The following is a 26,094-nucleotide window of genomic DNA, read 5'->3' as shown; positions in this document are numbered from 1 at the left end:
AATTTTTAATCATTAATAATTGTATTATTTAAAATTCTTTCCTTGCCATATATCATTATCTTCTAAAGCCTTATCTATGGCATTTAATACTTCCCACTTTTTCAAACTCCACATTGGTCCTATTAGTAATTCTCTTGGTGCATCTCCTGTTAATCTATGTACTACCATTTCTTCTGGTATCATAGAAACTCCCTTGCAGACTAAATCTATATATTGTTCTTGTGTTAATAGCTTTAGTTCACCACTCTCATACTGTTCGACCATTTTTGTTCCTTCCATCAGATGAAGCAAATGGAACTTTATTCCCTTAGCTCCTGAGTGTGCTATATAATCAACTGTCTTTAACATATCCTCTTCAGTTTCACCTGGCAATCCAAAAATAGTATGTACAACTACTTCAATGTTTCTTTCTAATAATCTTTTTAATGTATTATCAAACACTTCAAAATCATATCCTCTATTAAAATTTCTAGCTGTTTCATCATTTATTGTTTGTAGTCCAAGTTCAACAATTAAATATGTTTTTTCATTTAATTCAGTTAAAAATTCTAAAACATCATCATCAATACAATCTGGTCTTGTTGCTATTGATATTGCTACTACATTTTTTTGTGTTAATGCTTCTTTATATTTTCTTCTAAGTTCTTCTACCGGTGCATAAGTGTTCGTATAAGCTTGGAAATATGCAATTAGCTTTCCATCCTTCCACTTTTTCTCCATCATATCTTTTCTATCTTCAAATTGCTTTGTTATCGATAATGTTCTACTTCCAGCAAAGTCCCCTGATCCTCTAGCACTACAAAATGTGCAACCCCCTTTTGCAACTTTTCCATCTCTATTTGGACAGGTGAATCCTCCATCTAAAGATATCTTATATACTTTTTCATTAAATTTATTTCTAAGATAATAGTTTAAACTATGATATCTCTTACCATTCCATTCTTTCATTATTTCCTCCTAAAAAAAATAAAAGTACCACTATATTTAAGTTGTACTTTTATTCTACTACAATATTTTTATATGTTAAGTATTTTAAATATTTTTTTTAACTTCCTCTTCTTCCATATTTGCTTTATATTCTCCAATAACATCTATATTAATATCATTTCTACCTTCCTTACCACTTACCTCAACTGTAATTTCACTTTTATCAAAACTCTTTAAATTTATATTATATTTATCTTCTGGAAACATTTCATTAAATTTTAACCTAACAAGTTCTCCATCAGCAGTCTTATACACATTTACTCTATTTAATCCACTAGAATTTAAATATTCTACAATTAAATATCCTTCTTCCTTTGAAAATACCAAATTTTCAATTTTAACATTATCTAATATATCTAAAGGTATAACTTTTTTAGCTATTGGCTTATCTACTAGCTCTTCTAAATCACTACCAATATTAGAATTCTGATTTGCACCTGCTGTTGCACTTTCGCCACCACCTTGCCCTTGGGCCGCTTTACTTTCTTCTATATATGCGATTGATAAAAAAGCCTTATTATTTCCTATTGTTGAAATTGCTACTTTTTGTCCTTTATATCCTAATGATACTGGTCCAAAAGCCTCAGATGGAGCTTTTTCCTTATATAACATTATTTTATTTTCACTTACATAAACATCTTTAGGTAAATTACTTAATGTTAATATTAGATCGCTTTTCCCTCCATCTTCTCCAATCATTCTTAATGATTTATTTCTAACAAAAACCTGTTTTTTATTCATCGATTTAACTTCATCAATTTTATATTCATCATCAATTTTCAATACCTTTATTGCATAATTATCTAAATCACACTTTGGCTCTGATTCTGAATTTCTGATTACATTATATATCACATAAGCTGATCCTGAAGATTCTATCATGTTATCAGGAGCATAAGCTATTATTCTTGATGTTCCAGTAGATATCTCCTTATTTTTACTTATTACTTGCTCTGTGCATAGCTTATTTGCTTCTTCTATATTATTATCCTTAACATAGTTTAAATAACTCTCAGCAACTTTTACTGCTTCCTTTGGATTAAATAAATCTATATTAGCTTTTTCATTATTTTCTTTTTTTGTACATGCGGATAATAAATAAAAACTCATAATTACTAATAAACAACATTTGAACAAATTCCTCTTTTTCATTTTTATTACCTCCTTATATATAGTCCTCAAGGTTATTTTCCCAAAGAAAATATACCTTATTCATTTTTGAAGAATAAAAATACTTTTATAAATATATATTTGTTAATAGATAGTAAATAGGGGGATTAAAAATGAAACGTGAATTTTCTAAAATTTTTCAAATAGCAGTTGTTTTTATTGGAACAATTGTTGGAGCCGGATTAGCTTCTGGACAAGAAATCAAGGAATTTTTTACATCATATGGAGTATCAAGTTTTATAGGAATCATAGCCTGTGGTATATTTTATATGATTATGGGTTCTATAGTTTCTAAGATTAGCATTAAATATAAACTAAACTCTTATGGTGATGTAATTAAGGTAGTAAGTCCAAGTATACTTGGTAAAATTACTGGTGTAATTACTACACTATACTTGATTTCTAGTGCATCAATAATATTAGCAGGTAGTGGCGCATTAATAAATCAATTCTTTGGTATTCCTAAGATAATTGGTTCATTAATAATGGTAGCTTTAGCAATTTTCTTTCTTTTAAGAGATACTGATGGTTTAATTGAAGTTAACTCATTTATAGTTCCGACTCTTGTGATTACAATAACAACAATAACCATACTATATTTTATGTTTTGTAAAGATATGATTTCATTAGAGTTTTTAACTAAATTTGAGCCAAGAAAAACAGGTGTTACATTATCTACAATACTATATGCTGGATATAATACTCTTTGTTGTCTTGGTGTACTTGTACCTCTTAGCAATCAAATAAAAAAACCTAAAACTATGTTTTATGGAATTGCACTTGGTGCAATAGGTTTAGCTGGTTTAAGCTTTGCTATAAATTTCTTATTAATGATAAACCAACCATATATACATCAATATGAAATACCTTTATTATTTGTTGCACAACGCTTTGGGAATGTAGTTCAAGCATTATTATTAGTGGTAATTTGGCTAGAAATGTTTTCTACTGAAGTTTCTGATGTTTACTCTATAAGTAAAACATTAGATAATAACTTTAATATAGAATTTAAAAAGGCAATATTCATAGTCCTTATTATTGCTCTTCCTATATCAAGAATAGGATTTTCAAAATTGATTGGATTATTATATCCTCTTTTTGGTATGCTTAGCTTAGTGTTCATAGCACAAACAATTTATTTTTATTTTAAACATAAAAAAGAACTAAATTAATTCATAAAAGAAAACACCCCAGATTCCCAAAATTGGGCCCTGGGGGTATAATTTTTTTCAATTATATATCTATATTACTTGAAAAGTTATCTCCAACATCTTTAACCTTTTGAAGAGTATCTATCATATCTTGAATATTTCTAGTAAACTCCTCTATATCTTGATTAACTTGTTGAGATGATGCTGCATTTTCAGCTGCAATTGAAGCTAATGAATCAATTGTTTCAAACATTTCTTCAACTGACTTAACTTCATTATTTAATTGAATTATTGATTTATTAGTTTCATTTGATACAACCTTAATCAATTCATTGGCCTCTAAACTTATCTTTCTTACATTTTCTAAATTACCAGTTTCTAGCTCTAATATATTATATTGATTTTCTATACTTGTAACTAATGAATTAATTTCTTCTGCAAAGAATGATAAATTGCTGTTTATATCCTTAACAGCTTGTTGTGATTGTTCTGCAAGCTTTCTTACTTCTTCAGCTACAACAGCAAATCCCCTACCCTGTTCTCCTGCCCTTGCAGCCTCTATTGAAGCATTTAGAGCTAAAAGATTAGTTTGAGATGAAATCCCTGATACTAAAGATACTATTTGAGTAATATCTTCTGCCTTTCTTTGAAGATTTTTACCCTTTTCCTTTACATCCATAAATGATTTTAATGATTCTTTTATAGCCTCACTAGACTTGTCTACATTTATATGACTTTGATTAATCTTTTCAACAGATTTATCTAATTCATTTTTATTTTTATCTTCAGAATTTACTAAATCCTTTAAAGCTAAAATGTTTTCATTTGTTTGCTTTACAAGGGTTTCAGTACTTAACTCTTGTTGTGTTGCCAATTCTGAAACTTGCTCTGAATAGCTAGCTATTTCCTCTGTAGTCTTTCTCATTTTTTCTGTTGTGTCATACATTGCTTGAGTAAATGTAGCTAGTTCATTAACCGCAAGATTAGCTGATGTTGAATCTTTACCAATATTCTCTTTTAATTTTGATATTCCCTTATATATTTTTTCAAGCTTATCATTTGTAGTTATACTTTTTTCTATAACTTCAAATTTATTGTTTTCTATATTTTCTATTATGTCATTTAAAGGCTTTATTGTTATATAAGATACAAATACCGATATAATTCCAGAAGTAATCCCAATAATTAATCCCTTTGGTAATCCTACAAGTAAGATACTGATGCAAGTAATAATTAAAAATATAGGAACAGCAATCTTTAACTCTAAACTCTTTAATCCTATACTTGATAAGCTATTGCTAAATATGTATCTCTTACTATGTTGGATAGTATTTTCAAATTTAATATGTACTTTTAACTCTCCCTTTTTTCTTTCTACTTCTTTAACTTCTATATTTTCACCAAAATGTTTAGCACTTCCATTTAACAACCCTAAAAAATAATCAAATAGCTCTCTATCTGATCTATATGTAAAATATATGCTATTACTTGATATTGGTTCTAAATGCATCTTAGGTGGCTTAGCCCCCCTTATCTTTTTCATTATTATTGAATGTATAAAGTTAAGTGAATCTAAAAACTTATATAAGTTTACTCTTTTAAAGAATACAGGATAATCTTCTGAGAACTTCTGTAAATTATTTTCTCCAATGACTTGCCATAGCTCATTTACTGAAGTACCTACATTATCTGCTATTGTTTGTATTAAGTTAAATATTTGTATGTCATTTACATCTTCTAAAGGTGTAAATACTATGTTCTCTGACCAATTTACTGATTTTAAACTTTTATTTATAACTTCATTTCCATATAAATCCCTACATGTTCTTAACCACGTAGAAACAACTGTACCTTTCATAACTGTCCCCCTTAATTTAAGTATTTATGCCTAATGTTCTGTATAACTTTAAAAACTTTATATATTTAAGTTCATTATATAACTATTTTTATAAAAAAAATAGATGAATTGGAAATATTCCAATTCATCACATTATTACACCATATCATCCATATAATCAAATTTAGGGATTGTAGGATCATAGTAGTTATCGAAAGATCTTGGCGGAACAAATATTCTTTGAACCGACCTTGCACTTCCCCTTAATTCTGCTATTCTTGTTACCCCTACATAGACATCTGATATTTTATACCAAGTTGCATAATCAACTACACCTGTTTTAGGTAAATTGAAAACTCCTTGAAAAACCCTAACTGCCTCTGCCGTATTAGCTCCATATATACCATCTTGAGCTACCTTCGGAATTAGAGGGTAATTCTGAGATATTCTATTTAAAAATTCTTGTATAGTCCTAACCTCTTGTCCTGATGATCCTATTATTAAATCATATCCAGGATATGACTTTGGTATGCCCTTCACTTGATCTGCAGTAACTAATTCAATATCACTTCCATAAAAGTTTGTTAGTATTTCATATGGAGTCTTACCTTGATCTCCTAAATACTTACTTCCCCACTGTGTCATCCAACCTGGACAAGATACATTTTTACCATCACAATATTGCGTTAATAAAGGTTGCTTTCTTCCCATTCTTCTTACATAAGTTGCAAATATATCATCTACTACTTCACTAATACTTTCAAATATATTTCTTCCATAAGTAAATGCATGATCATATGCTGTTGAATTTGTTATATCAAAATTCTTTCCCTTACCTCTATACCACTCTGTATATATTCTATTTAAAGTAAATGAAACTATAGCATAAATATTTGAACGTATTGTATTTTCCGACCAAGTTGAGTATATCTCGCATGATGCAACGTTTTTTATATAATCTTTATAAGGAACCCTATAGTTAGGTGCTGATGTATTGTTTGGCCCTCCAGCATGAACAACTATAAATTCAGGCACTACTGGTTTTTGCAAAACAACTCCACTTGTTGGAGGTGGCAATGGTTTCTCCTCTTCTTCAGGAATTTTTTCTGGATAATTTCCATTTAAAACATTTGGTCCAATATTTATAGTTTCTACTATACTTCCTCCTGCTGCAGTTGGCGATACATTGGATGTATTAGGTGGAACATTTATAGTTTCAGCTCTATATGCCCTATTTAGAGATTCAATCATATTGCATGGTTGTATAGCCAATTCATCTGGGAAAACCTGACATCTGTTTATTAGTATACTTTGGAATCCTTCCCTCTCTACCCTTATATCATACATACTATAAGGAACCTGTCCTGTTGGTTGCTGTGAATATTCTAAAGGTGGTGCATCCAATTCCACTATTTCAGATTCTCCCATAGAATTTGTAGATAGAACTATGTCATTTATTTCTGGGCTACTAGCTGATGGCCTTATAACTATTCTTGAGTTTTCAATAGGTATATAAGTTTCATTAACAAAACATTGTACCTTTAATCTACCTTTTTGAGCCATATATTTCTCCTTTAATATTTTTCCCCTAATCAATATATGCCTTTAATGAGTATTTTGTTCTTTTATATATCTGTTGGCTTGCTTACAAATAGATTGCCTACACTGTATTCTTCATTATCTCTTGTTTGACTAACACCACCAGTTAGATTTTCTCTTATAGAATCAAATACTCCCTTCATATCTATTGCTCCATATCCCCATTGCTCATTTGGGTATATATCCCCGACTCTCATGCTTGTTCCCCTTATCAAATAAGTTCTAATTTCTGTTGAATATAAATTAGGGTCATTTCCATCTACAACTCCCCATTGCATTATTAATGCACAACAACCCGCTGTAATAGCTGTCGAAACAGATGAACCACTTACTATTCTAGTTCCCCCTCCAGGCATTGTAACTATCGCATTTATACCACCTGCCGCAAGATCAGGCTTCACTCTGCCGTCTCTTGTAAATCCTCTGCCTGATTGACCTACAGTTGCATTATTATTTTGGTTAAAAAAAGCTGCTACTATCGCTCCTCTTGATGTTCCTGGAACTGTTAATGTTGTATATTGACTTGGACTTAAAAACTTTGTATCCGGATCTAGTAAACTTCTTTGAGGTAACCAACTCCAATATCTCCCATCAACTATATAATCTCCATATAATCTAAATTGCCATATTCCTTCCCTAAGTCCCCTTGCTTCAATACTTATTACTTCGTCTCCTGTAACTGGATCAGGATAAATATATGAAATTCTCATTCTTGTCCCTTCATAAATAAATTGTACATTCTCTACCTTGCTTAATCTAACTGGTATTTTTTCAACTACCTCGCCAGATGGAGATACTATTCCTATTGAAACTTTATCAGGTTGTTGTATATATATTTGAAAGTTTAAGTCTTTTTGACCTTTTCCCATTCTAATCTCTATATTTTTTATTTGACCCGGCTTTTCAAACTTACCTTCTGTATGAGTATCAGTATCACCTTCATTTCCAGTACCAGTCACACATGCAACTGCCAATTGACTGCTTGTATTTGACATTATTACCTCAACAGCATTAGTTCCATCATGAGCTCCTGTATTGCTCCCAAGAGGAACGCATATCACCATAGGCCTTTTTAAGTCACTTGCTAATCTAGATAAATATCTTACAGCTAGTAATAACTCAACAGTTGCATATCTACCTGTTCCAGGTGTACTTACTCCAGCATAATCTAATATAACACTAGGAGCTTGCTTTAATTTAACGATTGCAAAATCACAGTCTGGAGCTGCTCCCATAACTTCAGGATTTATTCCTCTAGCGCCAACTAAACTAGCTACCATAGTTCCATGTCCTATATCATCTTTAGTCTTTACTATTGCATATGGATCTTCACCACGCTTATTCGCTTGTATTGCTTCATTAATTTGATCACTATTATATTCAACCCCTAGCCTAGCTCCATAAATCTCATTCTCACCATCTAAACTCTGATCCCATATTCTTATTATTCTTGTAGTTTCATCCTCCCTCATAAACTCATTATTTAAATAATCTATACCGGTATCTACAATCCCTACTACAACCCCTCTTCCATTTAATTGTAGAAATGGATTGTTATGAAACAGAGGAGCCCCACTAGCCTCTACAGGTGAAGATTGCTCTAATGTATAGATTACTGGTACCTCTATAGAAACTATATCCTTAACATATGGTTCTACTTCTAAAATTCTATTAAAAGGTATATAAACGATAGCGAAGTTATTATCTAGTACAGTAACTGATGCACCCGGCAAATTGTTTATTTTTATCAATTCTTCGCTAGATGTATATTCAACTATGAATCCCACAATTTCGTTATAATCTTTATAATTTTGAAATGTTTCTCTTTCAAAGTCCTTATATATACTTGGCTGCCTATAATTATTACTTTTTATATCCACTTCCTTATCCTCCAAAATTTCATTAATTGAATTTGTACTTTTAATATATTCATCGCTACTTTTAATTTCATTATCTATAGTTTCCATATTGTTTAAATTTTCATAAGTATCATTATCACTCTCTAAATTTTCGTTAATGCTATTCTCTACATCATTTCTATATTCTTTGCTGCTTCTAGATCCTATAAACCCAATATTATTTATTATAGTTTCTATTGCAGCACTTAAGCATACTTGACCATATCCCCAACTTGGATCTGGATATATTACATCTGTTCTAGGTCTCTTTGCTGAAACTACTAAATAATATTTCAGCCTCTCACCAAATAAATATGGATCATTTCTTTTTAAGATTCCCCATTCCATCATCAACGCTGCAATTCCAGTTACATGCGGAGTCGCCATGGACGTACCGCTCTTAGTATCAAATGACCTATTGGGAGTTGGTGCTGAAATACCTTCTCCTGGGGCTACTAAATCTGGCCTTATTGCCTCAAATATTGCTGGTCTTCCTCTTCCACTGAAAGAGGATATATTATTTGTAACATAATTATAGCTTCCAACCGCAATTATATTGCTTACTGTTGCAGGAATTCCAAGTGTATTTAATACAGTTGGTTGTAAAAACTTTGTATTAACATTTAATCCTTCAGATATTGGCAACCACATGTCAAATATGCCTGTATATTCATTTTGTAATGATAACCTAATTTCCCACTGCCCTGCTGATATATATTGACTATTTGTTAGTAATGCAATTGATATTTCTCCTATTAAATCAAATGGTTTAGGTCCAGTATAATAAACTTGATATCTATCCCTTCCTATTATTCCTTCAGTGTATCCCTCTCTTATTATTATCTCTCCGCTTGTTGCTGCAGTAGGGCTTGTTATTCTTATAGATATGTTAGATAAAACAGATTTATATAAATTTAATATTACAGCAGGTTCATCCTCAGCTACATTTATAGATATTCTTTTTTCTCCTGTTAGATCTCCACCAATATGATGAGCTGCATCGCCCTCATTTCCAGCCGCAATGGCAATTGTAATCCTTTCTAATGTCGATATTGTTGATATATATTGCTCTAAAAGACTTGTTCCATTATGAGCTCCATCATTAGTACTTAAACTTATATTAACTACTAATGGCTTATTTAATTCCTTTCCTCTATCAACAAGAAACTTTAATCCCCTCATTATATTAGTGCTAAGTGCAAATTGTCCTCTAGTAGATTTAACCATTGCAATCGAACTTTTAGGAGCTACTCCATAAAAAGCCGGGTTTATATTTCCTCCAGCACAAGCAATCCCTGCTACATGAGTTCCATGTTCTGTACTATCATAAGAAGGGACTACAGAAAATGGATCTGCATTTTGAAGAGCTGTATTAATAATCTCTCTATTATATATCTTTCCATTATCACTTAAATCATATATATAATCTATTCTTGTTGTTCCATCCTCATTTCTAAATGCTGGATGAGTATAATCTATACCTGTATCTATAAATCCAACTAAAACACCTTCACCTTGAATACCGAAGCTCTCTCTAGCTGTATTTACACAGGCTGCTCTATTACTTTGAGAGTCTGTAGTATATAAGCTTTTAGGTAATTCTATATATTGTATCGAATTGCTATTTGCTAATCTCCATAAATTATCAACAGGTATATTAACTATTCCAAATCCAAAGCCTAAATTCTCGTATCTTCCGCCTAAGTCCTCTACAATTTTTGCTACATTCTCAGGGCTATCTCCAGATATTATAGTAACTTCTATTATACCTCCCTCTGAAAAAGTAGTGCCTTGACTTATTCCTAACTTACTCAATATATTCTTTGGTACATTTTGTATAAGTCCTAATCCTGCATCCACCTTATTTGGATTTATGTTTTCTATAGTTCTCACCTCACAGTCTTGTTTTTATCAATATATGTATTTTTTTTGTAAAGTGGGAACCTAAATTATAATTTGTTTTATATATTCATAATTTTTCGTTATAAAAAAAAGTTGTCTTGAATTTATTAAATCCAAAACAACTTTTCATTTATAGTTTTATTTCTATTCTATCTAATTTAGCTAGTACAGAAATATCATTAAGATTCATAGTTTCAGTTAATAGGCTTCCTGCATTACTGACTAATAAAACTTTAGAATTTCCTAAGTTCTTTATTTGTCTTATTGCTCTTCTTCCTTTATATTCAACTAAAAATATTCCATTATTGCTTACTTCCTTTACTAAAGTAGCAAAAGCTAAATCTCCTTTTAACATTCTAAATCCAGACATCTCATCATCTTGAATTTCTAAATATAGAACCTTATCTTGAGAATATCCTTCAACTTTATTTGAATGAATAGGTAGTTCTTTAAACCCCTTATTATTTTTTAATGAATAATCAAGAATAGGAACATTCTTTAACACAGATGAAAAGGCATTAGTCCAAACTTCATTTTTTTCTATATTCACTTTAGATGCCTTATTTTTAACTTCACTCATAGTCTTTCTTTCTTCAATTAGAGCTTCATCTGTAACTACCATACTAATATCATTAAAGTCAGCATTTAATATTTTTGATACCTTGTTAATTAACGATTCTTGAGCTACTCTTCTTCCCATTTCAACTTCATTTATAAACTTTTCTGCTACACCTAACTTTTTAGCCAATACCTTTTGACTCATTCCACTCTTAAGTCTAGCCTCTTTTATTTTTCCCCCAACTCTACTCACTTTGAGATCTTCCCTTCTGTTGCTTTAAGTACCACTCTCGTTCTTCAATTAAGTGCTCTACTAAATAATTGAATTTCCACTCCATTGAAGTTGGAGTTACTGTTGCTAATATTCCACCTTTTATCTTTTGTCTAATACTTCTTATAGTTCCTTTTAGCTCTTCATCAGAAAAATTATTGAAAAGAATAACAGATTCTCCTCTTGGATTTGAATTGAATGTCTCGAACCTTAACCCATTTATTATATCCTTAACAGTCATTTCAACCATTTCTGATGATATTTCTAAAATCCTAAATCCTTCTTCTTTTAAAATATTTAACTCTATTTCTGGAACATTATAAACTAAAATACACTTATTATTGTCAAGCATATAACCCCTCCTAAATTCTCTATTAATCTTCTATTATTTCTGGTGCATCATAATTTTCACCAAAAGTATCTACTGTCATTTTTAATATCTTTTGATCCTCATAAGGCTTATCACTATAATCTCTCTTTGAGTTTACTATCTTATCTGCAACTTCCATTCCTTCAATAACTTTTCCAAATGATGCATATTGCCCATCTAAATGTGGAGAATCTGCAACCATTATAAAGAATTGGCTTCCTGCAGAATCAGGTATCATAGTTCTTGCCATTGAAAGAACTCCTCTTGAATGTTTTAAATCATTTTTAAACCCATTTCTAGAAAACTCTCCTTTAATGCTATATCCAGGTCCACCTATACCTGTTCCTTCTGGGCATCCCCCTTGAATCATAAAACCTGGTATTACTCTATGAAATATAATACCATCATAGAAACCTCTATTTATTAAATCTATAAAATTTCTTACTGTATTTGGTGCTATTTCTGGGTATAACTCAGCTTTTATAACACCTCCATCTTCCATATTTATAGTTACTATTGGATTTTGCATAATAAATCTCCTTTCAAATTAAATCTTTTATTATTATTGTCATATTTGAATCTATAAATTCAAAATTATAATATATATCCACCATAATTTAAAGTTGGAATTATATATTTTTTATTCTTATGGTAATTATATATTATTTAATAAAAAAAGCATAGATTTCTCTATGCTTTATTGAAAAGTAGTTCCTAGTACTACTCTAGAATAATCAGTATAATTTGATAAATTTTTCACATTGATTTGTTTAAAAATAAACTTTCTTCCGAATTTATTTATTAAATCCCCAAGTAAAACATTTAAGAAAGTAGTTGGAATTCTTTCAAATCCTTCAAAATCAAGGGATACTCCAATATTTATACTATTTCTAATAATTTCTCTTAGTAAAATTGCATCTTCTATAGTTATATCTTCACCCAATACATCTTTTATTTTAATTTCCATAAAACATACCCCCAGCATTTTATAATTGATTAAATTTTCTGAAAACTCCCTTTACTATAATATATCAATTTTTAGAATATTTGTCAACATTTTAACAAATATTCTTAGACTTATAGAATAAAACTATAAGTCTAACTTTATTATTTTTAATAATCTATATTCTTATTTACAACTAAAGCCATTTAAAGACTGCCTCTATTTTTTCAACAATCTATAGCTCAAATCTATAACTTCATTTTTATTCGAAGAGTTAATTATATCAACAGTCCCCTTTTCCTTTGATTCAGTTAATAAATTCTTCTCATTCAACCTTCTCCTCAACTCTTTAGCTGTTCCTAGTCCACCATCTATTATAGTAATATCCTTTCCTATAATTTTAATTAAAGCGTCCTTTATAAATGGATAATGTGTACATCCTAAAACTATAGAAGCTATTTTATCATCATTATATGTATTTATTTTTTCAGACAAGTATTCCTCAACATCTTCCCCATCAAGCTTACCAGACTCAATAAACTCTACAAGCCCAGGACATGGTACAGGAATTATTGATGCTCTATCCTTATATCTATTCATCAACCTGTTAAATTTTTCTTCCTTGAGTGTCATTGATGTTGCCATAATTAATATATTTCCATCTTTGTTAAGTTCAACTGCTGGCTTTAATGCAGGTTCTATACCTACTAAAGGTAAGTCTGGATATACTTTTCTAAGATCTGCAACCGCTGCACTAGTTGCTGTATTGCAAGCAATAGCTATACCCTTAACCCCTTTATTTAACAGGAATTCTACAGCCTTAAATGTCAAATCTCTAACCTCTTCAACGCTCTTTACTCCATAAGGTGCATTTTTAGAATCTCCAAAATATATATAGTTCTCATTCGGCATTACTTGTATTGCTTCTTTCATTACACTTAATCCGCCTACTCCTGAATCAAAAAAACCTATTGGCCTATTCTTATTGTCCACCTAATCTCACTCCATTTTCTTTAATTCTATATTTTATTTTATACCTTTATTTAATATAAATCTACAGATTTATATTGTTATTTAACTTCGATAAATTTTTAATTACAATCCCTAAATACTATTTTTTCTATTAATGTTATATTATAATAAATTATACAATTAATTAACAGAGGTGGTTTTTTGAAAAGAAAATTATTAATTTATAAGTGTCTTACATATATCTTTGTAGCTTTATCTATAGCTACTATTTATTATACATTTAAATTAGGACCAGAATTAGGAGGTAGAATATATCAAATAGGAATTTTTCTCTTTATTATATTTATTGTTACCGCTTCCAATCTTTTTGATAAATCAAGAAAGTTTAATGAAATACTTTTCTTAATCTCATCTTGGCCCAATGGATATGACTCCAAGTTTGACTTTGATAAAATACATAAATTTTATTATGAATATGGTCCTAAATATATAAATGAAAATACCTTTCATGATATAGATGACCAAACTGCTCATGATCTAAATATTGACGAGGTTTTTAAAAAGATAAGCAATTGTTCATCAACTCCAGGGGAGCAAATGCTGTATTACATTTTAAGAACACCCAAAACTACTAGTACTGAATTGATAGAAAGAAATAAAATCATAGAAAAATTTAAAGATGATGAAAATCTAAGAGGCACAGTCCAACAGATATTTTCTAACTTAGGAAAACAAAGAAAAGGTGAGATATTTAATTTATTTAATACAGAAACAGTTGTAAATAAATTAAAGGTATTATCATATAATTTAATAGCTTTAAGCTCGGTTGTAGTATTGGTTTGGTTTATTATTGATGGCTCTGATAACATTCAAACCTTTATAGGAATTTTTGCCATATATATGTTCATTTCCCTACGAACAGCATCTGAAATAGAATACGAACTTACTTCACTTCAATATTTAGGCGACTTTATTAGAGCTTCTAAGGAACTATCTAAAATTGACGATCCTACTTTAAAAAATGAAATAAACAAAATAAAAGAAAGAGTAAATCTATTTTCTAAAATAGATAAAAAAACATTATTTATTTATTCTCAAGGAGCTCTAGATATATTTATAGAAACAATAAATGCTTTATTTCTAACTAGAATACGATCTTACTACTCTATAATCAATATTATAAAAAAAAATAGACAAGAGTTAATTGAACTCTATGCATTAGTTGGTAAAATAGAAGCTTATATTTCTGTATCTTCTTATAGAACTAAATTAAAAAATTATAGCTTGCCTAACTTTACTGATAATAAAAATAATTTATTCAAAATAGAAAATGCCTATCATCCATTATTAGAAGATGGTATTCCTAACAGTATACATTTAAATAATAAAGGAGTTATTTTGACAGGCTCAAATATGTCTGGTAAATCTACATTTATGAGAACTCTAGCTTTAAATATACTATTAGCTCAATCTATTTATACATGTTTATGTGATGAGTATACTTCCTCCTTCTTTAGGGTTATCTCTTCTCTTAGTATTTCAGATGACGTTTTATCTGGTACTAGCTATTATTTAGAAGAATGTAATGCTGTTCTTAGGATTTTAAATTCATTAGAAGAAGAAGTACCAGCGTTTTGCATAATTGATGAAATCTTTAAGGGAACAAACCCAATTGAAAGAATCGCTACCTCTAAGCAGATTTTAAAATATATTATGAATAGAAATGCACTTTCAATTGTTGCGACACATGATTTAGAATTAGCTGAAACTTGTAATGATAAATATTTAAAATATTATTTTTGTGAAGATGTTGATGAAACCAAAGGTTTAATTTTTGATTTTAAATTAAAAGAAGGCATCTGTAATACAGGAAATGCCATAAAACTATTATCCTATTTAGGCTATCCTAATGAAATAATAAATAATTCAATTAAAGATATTTCTACTAAATAAGAACATAAGTATGTAGGCTTATTTTTATAGCTTCACTTGAAATTAACACAAGCCTACATATTTTTATTTAAGAATTTAAAAATCTTTCATACATCTAATATTATTTTTACATTATTTTGTTAAATTAATTATTGACATCATACCATGTATATAATAGAATTGCTTTATAAATTAAAGATTTTACGAATATTATGACGTCTAGACCAGTTAAATATTCGATTTAAAGCAGAAAGGAAGTGACTTTTCCTTGTTATATTTCGGCAAGGAAGATTTTATGAAAGATTTAATTTTTACAATACCAAAATCAAAACATAATAAAGAAGACTTATTTAGAATCTTTAAAGACCATCCTGAAATAAAATTTGTATCTATTGTTGGAATAGATTTATCAGGTAATGATACTGACGAAAAAATTCCATCAAGATTATTTTTAGATGATATTGACTCATTTTTAAATGGAGTTGCTATTCAAACAGATGGTTCTTCAGTTGTACTTCCTGGGATTGCAACATTAAATGACGCAAAAGTTGATATGATTGCAGATCTTAATGCTAATTGGTTTGTTGACTATAATTATGATCATATTGATCCATTTACTAGCAAGCCTATTGGTACTCTTAGAATCCCTTCATTCCTAATTCATAATAATAAATCAGTATGTTCAAGAAATATTCTTACTTCAGCAATAAATACATTTAAATCAACTCTTTTAGATATCTTTAAAAATAAACCTAAAACTTTAAACCCATTTGGAATTGAATATGATGATATAGATGAAATTGTAATAACTTCAGCTTCTGAGCTAGAATTTTGGGTTAAAACTCCAAATGAACAAGCTCATATAGAAGAATTGTCTACATCTGAAGTATTACAAGAACAATATTGGACAAGAACTAAAGGTGCTGTTAGGACTGCATTAGAAGAAACTTTACTTCTTATGGAATCATATGGATTCGAACCTGAAATGGGACATAAAGAAGTTGGTGGAGTAAAGTCAAAGCTTGATACTAATGGAGAATTCAATCATATAATGGAGCAACTTGAAATTGACTGGAAATATTCTGATGCTATTCAAGCTGCTGACAATGAAATCTTCGTAAAAATATTAACTCAAGAAACATTCAGAAGACACGGCTTGGATGTTACATTTAAGGCAAAACCAATAGATGATGTTGCTGGTTCTGGAATGCATATCCACCTAGGTGTTAGTTTAAAATTAAAAGATGGAAAGAGAATAAACCTATTCCATGCAACTAAAGAAGATTTCCTAAGCTGCATAGGATATGGAGCTATAATGGGAGTATTAAAAAACTATGAGATTATGAATCCATTTATATCTTCAACTAGTGGTGCGTTTAAAAGGTTAAAACCTGGCTTTGAAGCACCTATATGTATAGTTACATCACTTGGAGTATCTCCTGATAATCCATCAAGAAATAGAACTATATTAATAGGATTAATAAGAGATTTAACCAATCCATTAGCAACAAGATTCGAGCTTAGATCACCTAATCCTCATACAAATATCTATCTCGCTCTTTCTGTTTCATATATGTCAATGCTTGATGGAATAATCTATGCCCTTGAAAATGATAAAACTGAAGAAGAGCTTTTGGCAGAGTTATCAAAGAAACCTGGTGAGGATGCTCATTATTTAGAAAGACCTAGAGCTTATAGAAGTGAAGAAGACGTATTTGAATTCTACACAGAGAAAGAAAGAAATGAATACTTTGGTAAAGCACCTGCTACTGTATATGAAAACTTAATTCAATTAGATACGTATTCAAATAAATTAAATATATTAAAAAGAAATGATGTATTTAGTGATAAATTAATAAATAGCTTTAAACTTGCTACAATTCAAAGATGGACTACTGATATTGTTCATAGAGTTATACTAAATCACGCTGCTGAAGTTAGGTCATTTAAAAAGCTTCACTCTGAGAATGCATTAGATTTAGATATATCAAATTGGATGACTATAGATAATTTAAGACATTATATAATGAAAGATACTTATACAACCAAAAGCTTATTCACTCGTATAAAGTTAGCTTTATCTAATAAAAATTATGCTCTAGCATCTGATCTATCACTTGAATTAGAAAATAAAATGAGTGAATTAAGAAATCTTTATACTAACTATACAAAGAATTTATTAGATATATAAATTTATATAGAAACATTATTAAAAAGTTAAGCTAATAAGCTTAGCTTTTTATTTTATTAACAAGTCAATATGCAATTTTAAATTCAATACAAGGTAGAGAAATTTTTCATCTCTATGATTATCCCTCTGCCTAACTTTTTATATAAACTGATATTTTTATATCCATGCAGGAATATGAATTTTTTCATTGTCCATAAAGGATATATTATTATCTAAAACATTTTTTATAACGTTCTTTTTTCTACTTAATGAATTATTATTTATAAAATCTTCCGCTTCCTTCATACTATTGGCCTTAAATATAAAAGTCCATCCATTTTTGTCATATTTACCTGTACACATTAAATATTTTTCTTTTTCATTATCTATATGCTGTCTATCTATTATTAAGCTTTTAAATTCACCTATTGTTTTATAATTTAACTTTACAAAAATATCATTATTCATATTACCCTCCAACCAAACATAAGTTCTACATCTATATTATACGAACATACGTTTTATGTCAATACTTGTATATAATTTTTACATAATAATTATAAAAATACTTTTTTATTGTAGAAATATATTATTTATTGTCAAAATTTATATAAACATTTCTATGATATAAGGTATTTTTATTATGTAACCATACATTCTTTATATATTATGTTGCCCCATATTAGAATATAACCATATACAATTACTTTTTTTATATAAATAATTAAACCTATATAAATTATAAAACAAGCTTATTTTCAGCTCCAAAGCACTAGATACTTTGTATAACACCGCCTCTAACCCTCTAAATTTTCACACTTTCTACAAGTAAAAATAAATGGAGATTTTATAGATCAACTCCCATAAAAATCTCCACTTATTAATTATTATTCTGCTATATTAAAAACCTCTAGATTCCTATTCTCTATTTCAAAAACTTTAACTTCAGCTATCGCTCTTAATGTGTCTAAAGCTGTTATAACACCTATATTTCTTTCTACAGCAGCTCTTCTTATAATAAATCCATCCCTCTTAGAATCATTACCCTTAGTTGGAGTATTAACTACTAAGTCTACTTCTTTATTTTTTACTATATCTAATATATTAGGTACATCTTCGTGTAACTTTCTTACTACTTCAACTTCAATATCAGCTTCTTTTAAAAGATTTGCTGTACCTTCTGTTGCAACAAATTTATATCCTACTTCAGCTAACATTTTAGCTATAGGAAGGAACTCCTTTTTATCATGATTATTTATAGTTGCTAATATCCTTCCTTTTTTATTTGAAGGATACATACCGCCTGCTACAAATCCTTTATATAAAGCTTCCTCTATATTTCTTCCTACACCTAAAACTTCTCCTGTTGATTTCATTTCTGGTCCTAATGATACTTCAACCTTAGGTAATTTTTGTGTTGAGAATACAGGTACTTTTACAGATACCAATTCTGGTTCTTTGTATATATCTACTCCATATCCTAAATCTTTTAATTTGTGTCCAAGCATTACTTTAGTAGCTAAGTCTACTATTGGAACTTTACTTACCTTACTTATATATGGCACAGTTCTTGATGCTCTAGGGTTAACTTCTATAATATAAAGTTCTCCTTGAAATTCTATGAACTGAATATTTATCATTCCCTTAATTCCAATTGCTACTGCTAATTTTTTAGTATAATCTAAAACTTTAGCCTTTATATCAGAAGTTATATTTTGACTTGGATACATAGTTACCGAATCTCCAGAGTGAACTCCAGCTCTTTCTAAATGCTCCATTACTCCTGGAATTAATATTTCTTCTCCATCTGATATTGCATCTACTTCTATTTCTCTACCCATTAAATACTTATCTACTAGTATAGGGTTTTTCTTATCCTTCGCAAATGTATTTTTTAAATAATACTTTAATTCCTCTTCATCATGTGTAATTTCCATCCCTTGTCCACCTAGAACATATGAAGGTCTTACTAATACTGGGAACCCTAATCTTCTAGCTTCTTCTAAGCCTTCTTCCATATTCCAAACGCCTTTACCCTTTGGTCTATCTATTCCTAATCTTTCTAATAGATCATCAAACTTTTCTCTATCTTCAGCCATATCTATTTGATCAGCTGTTGTTCCTAAAGTCTTAATTCCCTTTTCCTTTAAGAAGTTAGCAAGCTTAATAGCTGTCTGACCACCAAATTGTAGTATAACTCCATCTGGATTTTCCTTTTCAATTATATTTAATACATCTTCTTCTGTTAATGGCTCAAAGTAAAGTTTATCTGATATATTAAAATCTGTACTTACTGTTTCTGGATTATTATTTACTATTATAGTTTCAATACCCATTTTCTTTAATGATTTTACACAGTGTACTGAAGCATAATCAAATTCTATTCCTTGACCTATTCTTATTGGACCTGAACCTATAACTATTACTTTCTTTTTATCTGATACTTCTACTTCATCATATTGTTCATAAGTTGAGTAGTAATATGGTGATAAGGCTTCAAATTCTCCTCCACAAGTATCAACCATCTTATATGCAGGCTTGATATTCCATATCATTCTTAACTTATATACATCCTCTGGACTAACTTTAAGCATATCTGCTATAGCCTTGTCTGAGAATCCCTTTTTCTTTAAGTTTAATAACCATTCTTTATCTAAATCTTCTATCTTGCTTAATTTTAATCTAGTTTCTTCTTCAACTATCCACTTGAATTTTTCTAAGAAGAATATATCTATTCCAGTTATCTTAGCGATACTTTCTATTCTATAATCTCTTCTTATCATTTCAGCTAAAGCAAATAATCTTTCATCATCAGGTTTAACTACTATTGACTTTAATTCTTGGATACTTAATTCTTTAAATTTAGGATGATCTAAAGAATATTTTCCTATTTCTAAGCTTCTTATTCCCTTTAAAAGTGCTGCTTCTAAATTAGCACCTATTGCCATTATTTCTCCAGTTGCCATCATCTTTGTTCCTAAAGCTCTATCTGCTGCATAAAACTTATCAAATGGCCACTTTGGAATCTTAACTACAACATAATCTAATGTTGGCTCAAAGCAAGCATAAGTTTTTTGAGTTACTGCATTTTTAATTTCATCTAATCCATATCCTAATGCTATCTTTGCTGCAAGCTTAGCTATTGGATATCCTGTTGCCTTAGATGCTAAAGCAGATGACCTTGAAACCCTTGGGTTGATTTCTATTACCGCATACTCAAATGAATTTGGATTTAATGCAAATTGTACATTACATCCTCCTTCTATTCCTACAGCATTTATAATATTTATTGCTGAAGTTCTAAGCATTTGATATTCTTTATCAGATAAAGTTTGAGATGGTGCAACAACTATACTATCTCCTGTATGAATCCCAACTGGATCTATATTTTCCATGTTACATACAGTTATGCAGTTTCCATAAGAGTCTCTCATCACTTCGTACTCTATTTCCTTCCAACCCTTAACTGACTTTTCTAAAAGAACTTGACCAATTGTACTTAGTTGTAATCCTGAGGCTAATATTTCTCTAAGCTCTGCTTCATTTTCAGCAATTCCGCCACCAGTTCCCCCTAATGTGTAAGCAGGTCTAACTATTACTGGATATCCAATATTAGTAGCATAAGTAACCCCAGCTTCCATATCAGTTATAATTTCACTTTGTATAACTGGTTCATTAATTCTATTCATCATATTTCTGAAAAGCTCTCTATCTTCACCCTCTTTAATAGATTGAATAGATGTACCAATTACCTTTACATTATATTTATCTAAAATTCCTGCTTCATATAAATCTACAGCAAGGTTAAGTCCTGTTTGCCCACCCATTCCTGTAAGTAAACTATCAGGTCTTTCCTTCTCTATAACTTTTTCTAAAAACTCAACTGTTAATGGCTCTATATATATCTTATCAGCAACTTCTGAGTCAGTCATAATAGTTGCTGGATTTGAATTAACTAAAACTACTTCTATTCCTTCTTCTTTTAAAGCTTGGCATGCTTGAGTTCCTGAATAATCAAATTCAGCTGCTTGTCCTATAACTATTGGTCCTGATCCTATTACTAAAACTTTTTTAATATCTTTATTTAATGGCATATCCTAAATCCTCCTATAGTGCATATTTTATAAACTTATCAAATATATATTCGCTATCTTTTGGGCCTGCTGCTGCCTCTGGATGGAATTGAACTGAGAATATCGGAAGGCTTGTGTGCTTCATACCTTCAATAGTTCCATCATTTATATTGATATGTGTTGCTACAACATCATTTGGTAAAGTTTCAACTACATATCCATGGTTTTGTGACGTAATATGAACTTTATTTTCTTCTAGGTCCTTAACTGGATGATTGCATCCTCTGTGTCCAAATTTTAATTTAGTAGTTTTTCCACCTAAAGTTAATGCTAAAAGCTGATGTCCTAAACATATACCTACTATTGGCTTCTTTCCTACTAATTTCTTTATATTTTCTATTACATCTCCTAGATCCTCTGGATCCCCAGGTCCATTTGATAAAAACACTAAGTCTGGATTTACTTCTAAAACTTCTTCTGCAGTTGCATTCATAGGAAATACAGTTAACTTGCATCCTCTATTTTTAAAATTTCTTATTATATTTTCCTTTATTCCAAAGTCAATTATTGCTACGTGCTTTCCTTCGCCTTCTATTGAATATTTTTCTTTAGTACTAACTATGCTAACAGCTTCCTTATTTGAAAAAGAATTTATTCTTTCCTTAACATCCTCTAAAGTAACTTCTTCTAAAGAAATCATACCTTTCATAGTTCCATAATTTCTTAAAACCTTTGTTAATGCTCTAGTGTCTATGCCTTCTAATCCAATTATCTTATTTTGTTTTAAGTAATTTTCAAGGTCCATTTCACATCTAAAGTTATTTGGAAAATTACACTTCTCTCTAACTATAAACCCCTTAACCTTAGGTGATTTTGACTCCATATCCTCTAAGTTGATTCCATAATTACCTATAAGAGGATAAGTCATTGTAACTATCTGACCATAATATGATGGGTCTGTTAAAACCTCTTGATAGCCTGTCATTCCTGTAGTAAATACTACTTCTCCTATACTGTCTTTTAAATATCCAAAAGCCTTACCTTCAAAAACCATACCATTCTCTAATATTAGCTTTGCTTTCATATTTAGCCCTCCTTAAATTTAAAATATATTTAGCTAAAAATACACTTTATAAAAGCTCTACTTATCTAAAAAAATAAAAGGATAATAAGAAGACAACAAATTATAGTTCTCTCCCTACTATCCTTATATATTTAATATCAGTATTAGAAAATGCCCTTACTGACATAGCTATGCAATTATTTTGTGAATATAAATATAACATAATTATATACTCCCTTTCTGGCCTCACAGGACCAATTTAAAGTGTACTTTTTAACCTTTTAATTATCTTTTTGATAATTAATTATCCTTTTGATAATATTCTATATTTTCTATAAATATCTGTCAAGGAAATTTAAATTAATAATTATACGTAAGCTCCCCAATCACCCTCGAATATTTACTCCATTTTAATAAAGTACATTTAAATTATAAATATTAAATTATTACTTATTCACTAAATACATTTAAGTGCATGTTTACTGAATATTACTTTTAGATAGTAGATATATTATTTATTGCTTATATAATATATATTACACTATACACTATTATAAATATACAATAATATTGAATAAAAATTCATTTAATTATTTTTTATTAATAGGTTATATTAAATGATTTATTTGTAAAAATATTCTATAATTATATTGTAAATACAATTTTATACTGTTATAATAGTGTATATTATAACTCTTAATAATATATAAAATACCATTAAATGAGTAGGAGGTTAATGATTTGCTTAAATTAAATAATGTAAGTAAAAAATTTAAAGCTACCAAGGTTGTCGATAATTTATCCTTTTCAGTTGCTAAAGGTGAAATTGTCGGCTTACTTGGTGAAAATGGAGCAGGTAAAACAACAACATTAAGAATGATCTCTACAATGTTAGAAATAACTGAAGGTGACATTAAGGTTAATGAAATTGATGTAAAGTCAAACCCTGAAAGTGTCAGAAAGGAAATCGGAATTCTTTTTGGTGGAGATGTAGGCTTATATGACAGACTAAGTGGAAGAGAAAACATAAGATACTTTGCTAATCTTTATGGAATGACTAAAAAAGAAGCTGATGAAAGAATTGATAGCTTAGCAAAAAGCTTTGGTATGGAGGATTATATAAACAAGCCTGTTGGAAAATATTCTAGAGGTATGAAACAAAAGATATCTATCACTAGATCAATAGTTCATAATCCATCTGTCATGCTATTTGATGAGCCAACTACTGGTTTAGATGTTAGTGCTGCTAGAATAGTACAAGACTTCATACTACAATGTAAAAAAGAAAACAAAGTAATATTATTTTCTAGTCATTCTATGAAAGAAGTAGAAAAACTATGTGATAGAGTTGTAATTATAAATAAAGGTAATTTAATAGAGGATTGTACATTAAGTCACTTAAAAGAAAAATATAATAACGAGGATTTAGAAGAAACATTCCTAAAACTTATAGGAGGTAAATCTAATGAATAATTTTTTTACAGTTTTAAAGAAAGAACTATTAGATATTGTAAGAGATAAGAAAACACTTGTATTTACGTTAATACTACCTATACTTATTTATCCTATAATGTTTAAGTTTATGTCTTCTGCAATGGAAAAGACTCAATCAGATGTACAAAAAGAAATTAATATATATATTGATGGTAATAAGGATTCTTCTATGGCAAAAGCTATAACATCATTAGATAATATTAAATTGCCAGAAATAGAATCTCCAACAGAATCACTAAAAAATGGCGATATTCAACTTATAGTAAAAATCCCTGAAAATTTTGATGAAAATATATCTCAAGGGAAAAATGATACTATTGAGCTTTTAATAGATGAAGAATCTAACAAGTCCATGATTGCAAGTAGCATGGTTAACGAAATATATGAAGGTTATAAAAAATCTATAGTTGAACAACGTCTATCTGATAAAGGAATAGACGCATCTATACTTACTCCATTTGAAGTTAGCGTTAAATCAGGAATAAATGCTGATAGTGAAGATATCAATGGAGGAGCTGCAATGCTTCTTACTATGATTCCAACATTAATTGTTATTCTTATGGTATCTTCTACTGTGGGTATGGCTGCTGACCTTGGTGCTGGTGAAAAAGAAAGATTTACATTCGAACCACTTTTATCAACTTCTGCTAAAAGAGCCTCATTACTTTGGGGGAAAATAGCCGCTTTATGTACTGTTTCATTTATAGCCTTGATGGCCAACCTTACTGCAATGGTAATTTCAATGCAAAAATTTATGATTGTTGGTGAAGAAGTTAACTTTAAGCTAACACCTGCAACAATACTTGGAATGCTTATAATTGGTGCTTTAGTATTAATTACTTTGTCTGCATTACAAATATCAGTAAGTATTTATGCAAGATCAACTAAAGAGGCAAATTCATACTTAGCTGCTATTACTATGCCTACTATGATTTTAGCTTTCTTACCTTATATGATGGATGCAAAAGGAATAAATCCAGCATTCTTTAATATTCCTATAACAAATGCAATTTGTTTAATGAAGGAATTTACAGTTGGAATCTTTGATGTTAAACATATAGCTCTAGTTGTCGGATGGCATATAGTTTATATAGTTGCTTCTATAATATTTGCTAAGTTTATGTTCTCAAAAGAAGAAGTTATATTTAGAAATTAATATCTCTAATTCATAATTGATAATGCATAATACGTAATTTATAAGAAAACTCTTACAGTGTTTATTAAAATGAAATAATGAAATTATAAAGGTTCTAAACTCCATAGGATTTTAGAACCTTTATAATTTAACTTACCTAAACTATTTTAAATAATTAATTTTGTTTTACTACTCAAAACTTAAAATATATTTTTACTAAATACTTTCTATAAAAAAATCCTTTAAGGATTTTTTCCTTAATTTTTTCATTCTTTCATTTCCTCGTTATTCATTATAGAAAGTTTCTTATCAAACTTTCTTATCTCAGGCCAAGTATGATAATTGGCACCTTCTTTTGAATGGTATTCCTCAAAATCTTCTACACTGACTTGATATGTTTCAAAGCCTTCTATTTCTACTTCTATTTCAATATACTCACCTTCAATTATATTAAAACCAGTTACTTCTCCTGTAGGTATAACTTCACTTCCATAATAAAATGTTACTCCATTTTCTATAAGAGTCTCATAAATTTCTAAAATTTCATCTTTAATGTTTTCTCTCATGGC

General features: G+C 29.4%; 19 protein-coding genes. 5 read left to right on the top strand and 14 right to left on the bottom strand.

Annotated features, from left to right (window positions below; translation table 11 throughout):
- Window positions 1–24 precede the first annotated feature (24 nt).
- Window positions 25–951: a TIGR01212 family radical SAM protein gene (locus tag J7M87_RS07670; protein WP_291650342.1), complete on the bottom strand. Its 927-nt coding sequence runs from the start codon at window positions 949–951 to the stop codon at window positions 25–27.
- Between the two features lie 81 nt (window positions 952–1,032).
- Entirely contained in the window at window positions 1,033–2,139 is a 1,107-nt protein-coding gene (locus tag J7M87_RS07665) for a hypothetical protein (protein ID WP_291650268.1), read from the bottom strand.
- A gap of 131 nt (window positions 2,140–2,270) precedes the next feature.
- Here J7M87_RS07665 and J7M87_RS07660 point away from each other — a divergent pair, with 131 nt between their 5' ends.
- Window positions 2,271–3,329: a transporter gene (locus tag J7M87_RS07660; protein ID WP_291650266.1), complete on the top strand. Its 1,059-nt coding sequence runs from the start codon at window positions 2,271–2,273 to the stop codon at window positions 3,327–3,329.
- A gap of 61 nt (window positions 3,330–3,390) precedes the next feature.
- Here J7M87_RS07660 and J7M87_RS07655 read toward each other — a convergent pair whose 3' ends face one another.
- The 8 genes from J7M87_RS07655 to murI all read right to left on the bottom strand — a co-directional run bounded on the left by J7M87_RS07655 (window position 3,391) and on the right by murI (window position 13,679).
- Window positions 3,391–5,166, bottom strand: coding sequence for a heme NO-binding domain-containing protein (locus J7M87_RS07655; RefSeq protein WP_291650264.1), 1,776 nt, complete (start codon window positions 5,164–5,166; stop codon window positions 3,391–3,393).
- A gap of 135 nt (window positions 5,167–5,301) precedes the next feature.
- The gene (locus tag J7M87_RS07650; protein WP_291650262.1) at window positions 5,302–6,708 is read right to left on the bottom strand and encodes a peptidoglycan-binding domain-containing protein; all 1,407 of its coding nucleotides are present in this window, start codon (window positions 6,706–6,708) and stop codon (window positions 5,302–5,304) included.
- 62 nt (window positions 6,709–6,770) lie between these two features.
- Window positions 6,771–10,535, bottom strand: a complete 3,765-nt coding sequence (locus tag J7M87_RS07645; protein WP_291650260.1) for a S8 family peptidase — start codon at window positions 10,533–10,535, stop codon at window positions 6,771–6,773.
- Window positions 10,536–10,674: 139 nt separating this feature from the next.
- Window positions 10,675–11,355 carry a helix-turn-helix transcriptional regulator gene (locus J7M87_RS07640; protein ID WP_291650258.1) on the bottom strand — a complete coding sequence of 227 codons (681 nt, stop codon included), beginning with the start codon at window positions 11,353–11,355 and terminating at the stop codon, window positions 10,675–10,677.
- The gene (locus J7M87_RS07635) at window positions 11,348–11,725 is read right to left on the bottom strand and encodes a DUF3783 domain-containing protein (protein ID WP_291650256.1); all 378 of its coding nucleotides are present in this window, start codon (window positions 11,723–11,725) and stop codon (window positions 11,348–11,350) included. Before J7M87_RS07635 ends, J7M87_RS07640 begins: the two co-directional genes overlap by 8 nt.
- A gap of 22 nt (window positions 11,726–11,747) precedes the next feature.
- Window positions 11,748–12,272 carry a peptidylprolyl isomerase gene (locus tag J7M87_RS07630; protein ID WP_291650253.1) on the bottom strand — a complete coding sequence of 175 codons (525 nt, stop codon included), beginning with the start codon at window positions 12,270–12,272 and terminating at the stop codon, window positions 11,748–11,750.
- A 168-nt stretch (window positions 12,273–12,440) separates the two neighbouring features.
- On the bottom strand, window positions 12,441–12,710 hold the full coding sequence (locus J7M87_RS07625; protein WP_291650251.1) for an STAS-like domain-containing protein: 270 nt from the start codon (window positions 12,708–12,710) through the stop codon (window positions 12,441–12,443).
- 195 nt (window positions 12,711–12,905) lie between these two features.
- Window positions 12,906–13,679 carry a glutamate racemase gene (gene murI, locus J7M87_RS07620; RefSeq protein ID WP_291650249.1) on the bottom strand — a complete coding sequence of 258 codons (774 nt, stop codon included), beginning with the start codon at window positions 13,677–13,679 and terminating at the stop codon, window positions 12,906–12,908.
- Window positions 13,680–13,859: 180 nt separating this feature from the next.
- On the opposite strand from murI, the gene J7M87_RS07615 reads away from it, so the two are divergent.
- Both J7M87_RS07615 and J7M87_RS07610 read left to right on the top strand, forming a co-directional pair.
- Entirely contained in the window at window positions 13,860–15,611 is a 1,752-nt protein-coding gene (locus J7M87_RS07615; protein ID WP_291650247.1) for a DNA mismatch repair protein MutS, read from the top strand.
- Window positions 15,612–15,885: 274 nt separating this feature from the next.
- Window positions 15,886–17,781 (top strand): glutamine synthetase, encoded by a 1,896-nt coding sequence (locus J7M87_RS07610; RefSeq protein ID WP_291650245.1) that lies wholly within the window; start codon window positions 15,886–15,888, stop codon window positions 17,779–17,781.
- A gap of 156 nt (window positions 17,782–17,937) precedes the next feature.
- On the opposite strand, the gene J7M87_RS07605 is transcribed toward J7M87_RS07610, so the two are convergent.
- The 3 genes from J7M87_RS07605 to J7M87_RS07595 form a co-directional block, all read right to left on the bottom strand.
- Complete coding sequence (locus J7M87_RS07605) at window positions 17,938–18,228, bottom strand: hypothetical protein (RefSeq protein ID WP_291650243.1); 291 nt, start codon at window positions 18,226–18,228, stop codon at window positions 17,938–17,940.
- A gap of 419 nt (window positions 18,229–18,647) precedes the next feature.
- Entirely contained in the window at window positions 18,648–21,854 is a 3,207-nt protein-coding gene (carB, locus tag J7M87_RS07600; RefSeq protein ID WP_291650241.1) for a carbamoyl-phosphate synthase (glutamine-hydrolyzing) large subunit, read from the bottom strand.
- 13 nt (window positions 21,855–21,867) lie between these two features.
- Window positions 21,868–22,917 carry a carbamoyl phosphate synthase small subunit gene (locus J7M87_RS07595; protein ID WP_291650239.1) on the bottom strand — a complete coding sequence of 350 codons (1,050 nt, stop codon included), beginning with the start codon at window positions 22,915–22,917 and terminating at the stop codon, window positions 21,868–21,870.
- Window positions 22,918–23,637: 720 nt separating this feature from the next.
- Here J7M87_RS07595 and J7M87_RS07590 point away from each other — a divergent pair.
- Complete coding sequence (locus J7M87_RS07590; protein ID WP_291650237.1) at window positions 23,638–24,369, top strand: ATP-binding cassette domain-containing protein; 732 nt, start codon at window positions 23,638–23,640, stop codon at window positions 24,367–24,369.
- Window positions 24,362–25,546, top strand: a complete 1,185-nt coding sequence (locus tag J7M87_RS07585) for an ABC transporter permease (protein ID WP_291650235.1) — start codon at window positions 24,362–24,364, stop codon at window positions 25,544–25,546. Before J7M87_RS07590 ends, J7M87_RS07585 begins: the two co-directional genes overlap by 8 nt.
- A gap of 245 nt (window positions 25,547–25,791) precedes the next feature.
- Here the strand turns inward: J7M87_RS07585 and J7M87_RS07580 are convergent, their stop codons facing one another.
- A complete protein-coding gene (locus J7M87_RS07580) occupies window positions 25,792–26,091 on the bottom strand; it encodes a hypothetical protein (protein WP_291650233.1) in 300 nt (99 codons plus the stop codon).
- Between the last annotated feature and the right edge of the window lie 3 nt (window positions 26,092–26,094).

The organism is Clostridium sp. (assembly GCF_017888565.1).
Lineage (GTDB): Bacteria > Bacillota > Clostridia > Clostridiales > Clostridiaceae > Clostridium.
The sequence above is the reverse complement of the archived record's forward strand: the minus strand, read 5'-3'. Positions and strand labels throughout refer to the sequence as shown.

Excerpts from the sequence above, each read along its gene's own strand:
- carB (WP_291650241.1), bottom strand. The coding sequence starts at position 21,854 with ATGCCATTAAATAAAGATATTAAAAAAGTTTTAGTAATAGGATCAGGA.
- J7M87_RS07605 (WP_291650243.1), bottom strand. The coding sequence starts at position 18,228 with ATGAATAATGATATTTTTGTAAAGTTAAATTATAAAACAATAGGTGAA.
- J7M87_RS07635 (WP_291650256.1), bottom strand. The coding sequence starts at position 11,725 with ATGCTTGACAATAATAAGTGTATTTTAGTTTATAATGTTCCAGAAATA.
- J7M87_RS07580 (WP_291650233.1), bottom strand. The coding sequence starts at position 26,091 with ATGAGAGAAAACATTAAAGATGAAATTTTAGAAATTTATGAGACTCTT.
- J7M87_RS07665 (WP_291650268.1), bottom strand. The coding sequence starts at position 2,139 with ATGAAAAAGAGGAATTTGTTCAAATGTTGTTTATTAGTAATTATGAGT.
- J7M87_RS07625 (WP_291650251.1), bottom strand. The coding sequence starts at position 12,710 with ATGGAAATTAAAATAAAAGATGTATTGGGTGAAGATATAACTATAGAA.
- J7M87_RS07595 (WP_291650239.1), bottom strand. The coding sequence starts at position 22,917 with ATGAAAGCAAAGCTAATATTAGAGAATGGTATGGTTTTTGAAGGTAAG.
- J7M87_RS07610 (WP_291650245.1), top strand. The coding sequence starts at position 15,886 with ATGAAAGATTTAATTTTTACAATACCAAAATCAAAACATAATAAAGAA.
- J7M87_RS07655 (WP_291650264.1), bottom strand. The coding sequence starts at position 5,166 with ATGAAAGGTACAGTTGTTTCTACGTGGTTAAGAACATGTAGGGATTTA.
- J7M87_RS07660 (WP_291650266.1), top strand. The coding sequence starts at position 2,271 with ATGAAACGTGAATTTTCTAAAATTTTTCAAATAGCAGTTGTTTTTATT.
- J7M87_RS07650 (WP_291650262.1), bottom strand. The coding sequence starts at position 6,708 with ATGGCTCAAAAAGGTAGATTAAAGGTACAATGTTTTGTTAATGAAACT.
- J7M87_RS07585 (WP_291650235.1), top strand. The coding sequence starts at position 24,362 with ATGAATAATTTTTTTACAGTTTTAAAGAAAGAACTATTAGATATTGTA.
- J7M87_RS07630 (WP_291650253.1), bottom strand. The coding sequence starts at position 12,272 with ATGCAAAATCCAATAGTAACTATAAATATGGAAGATGGAGGTGTTATA.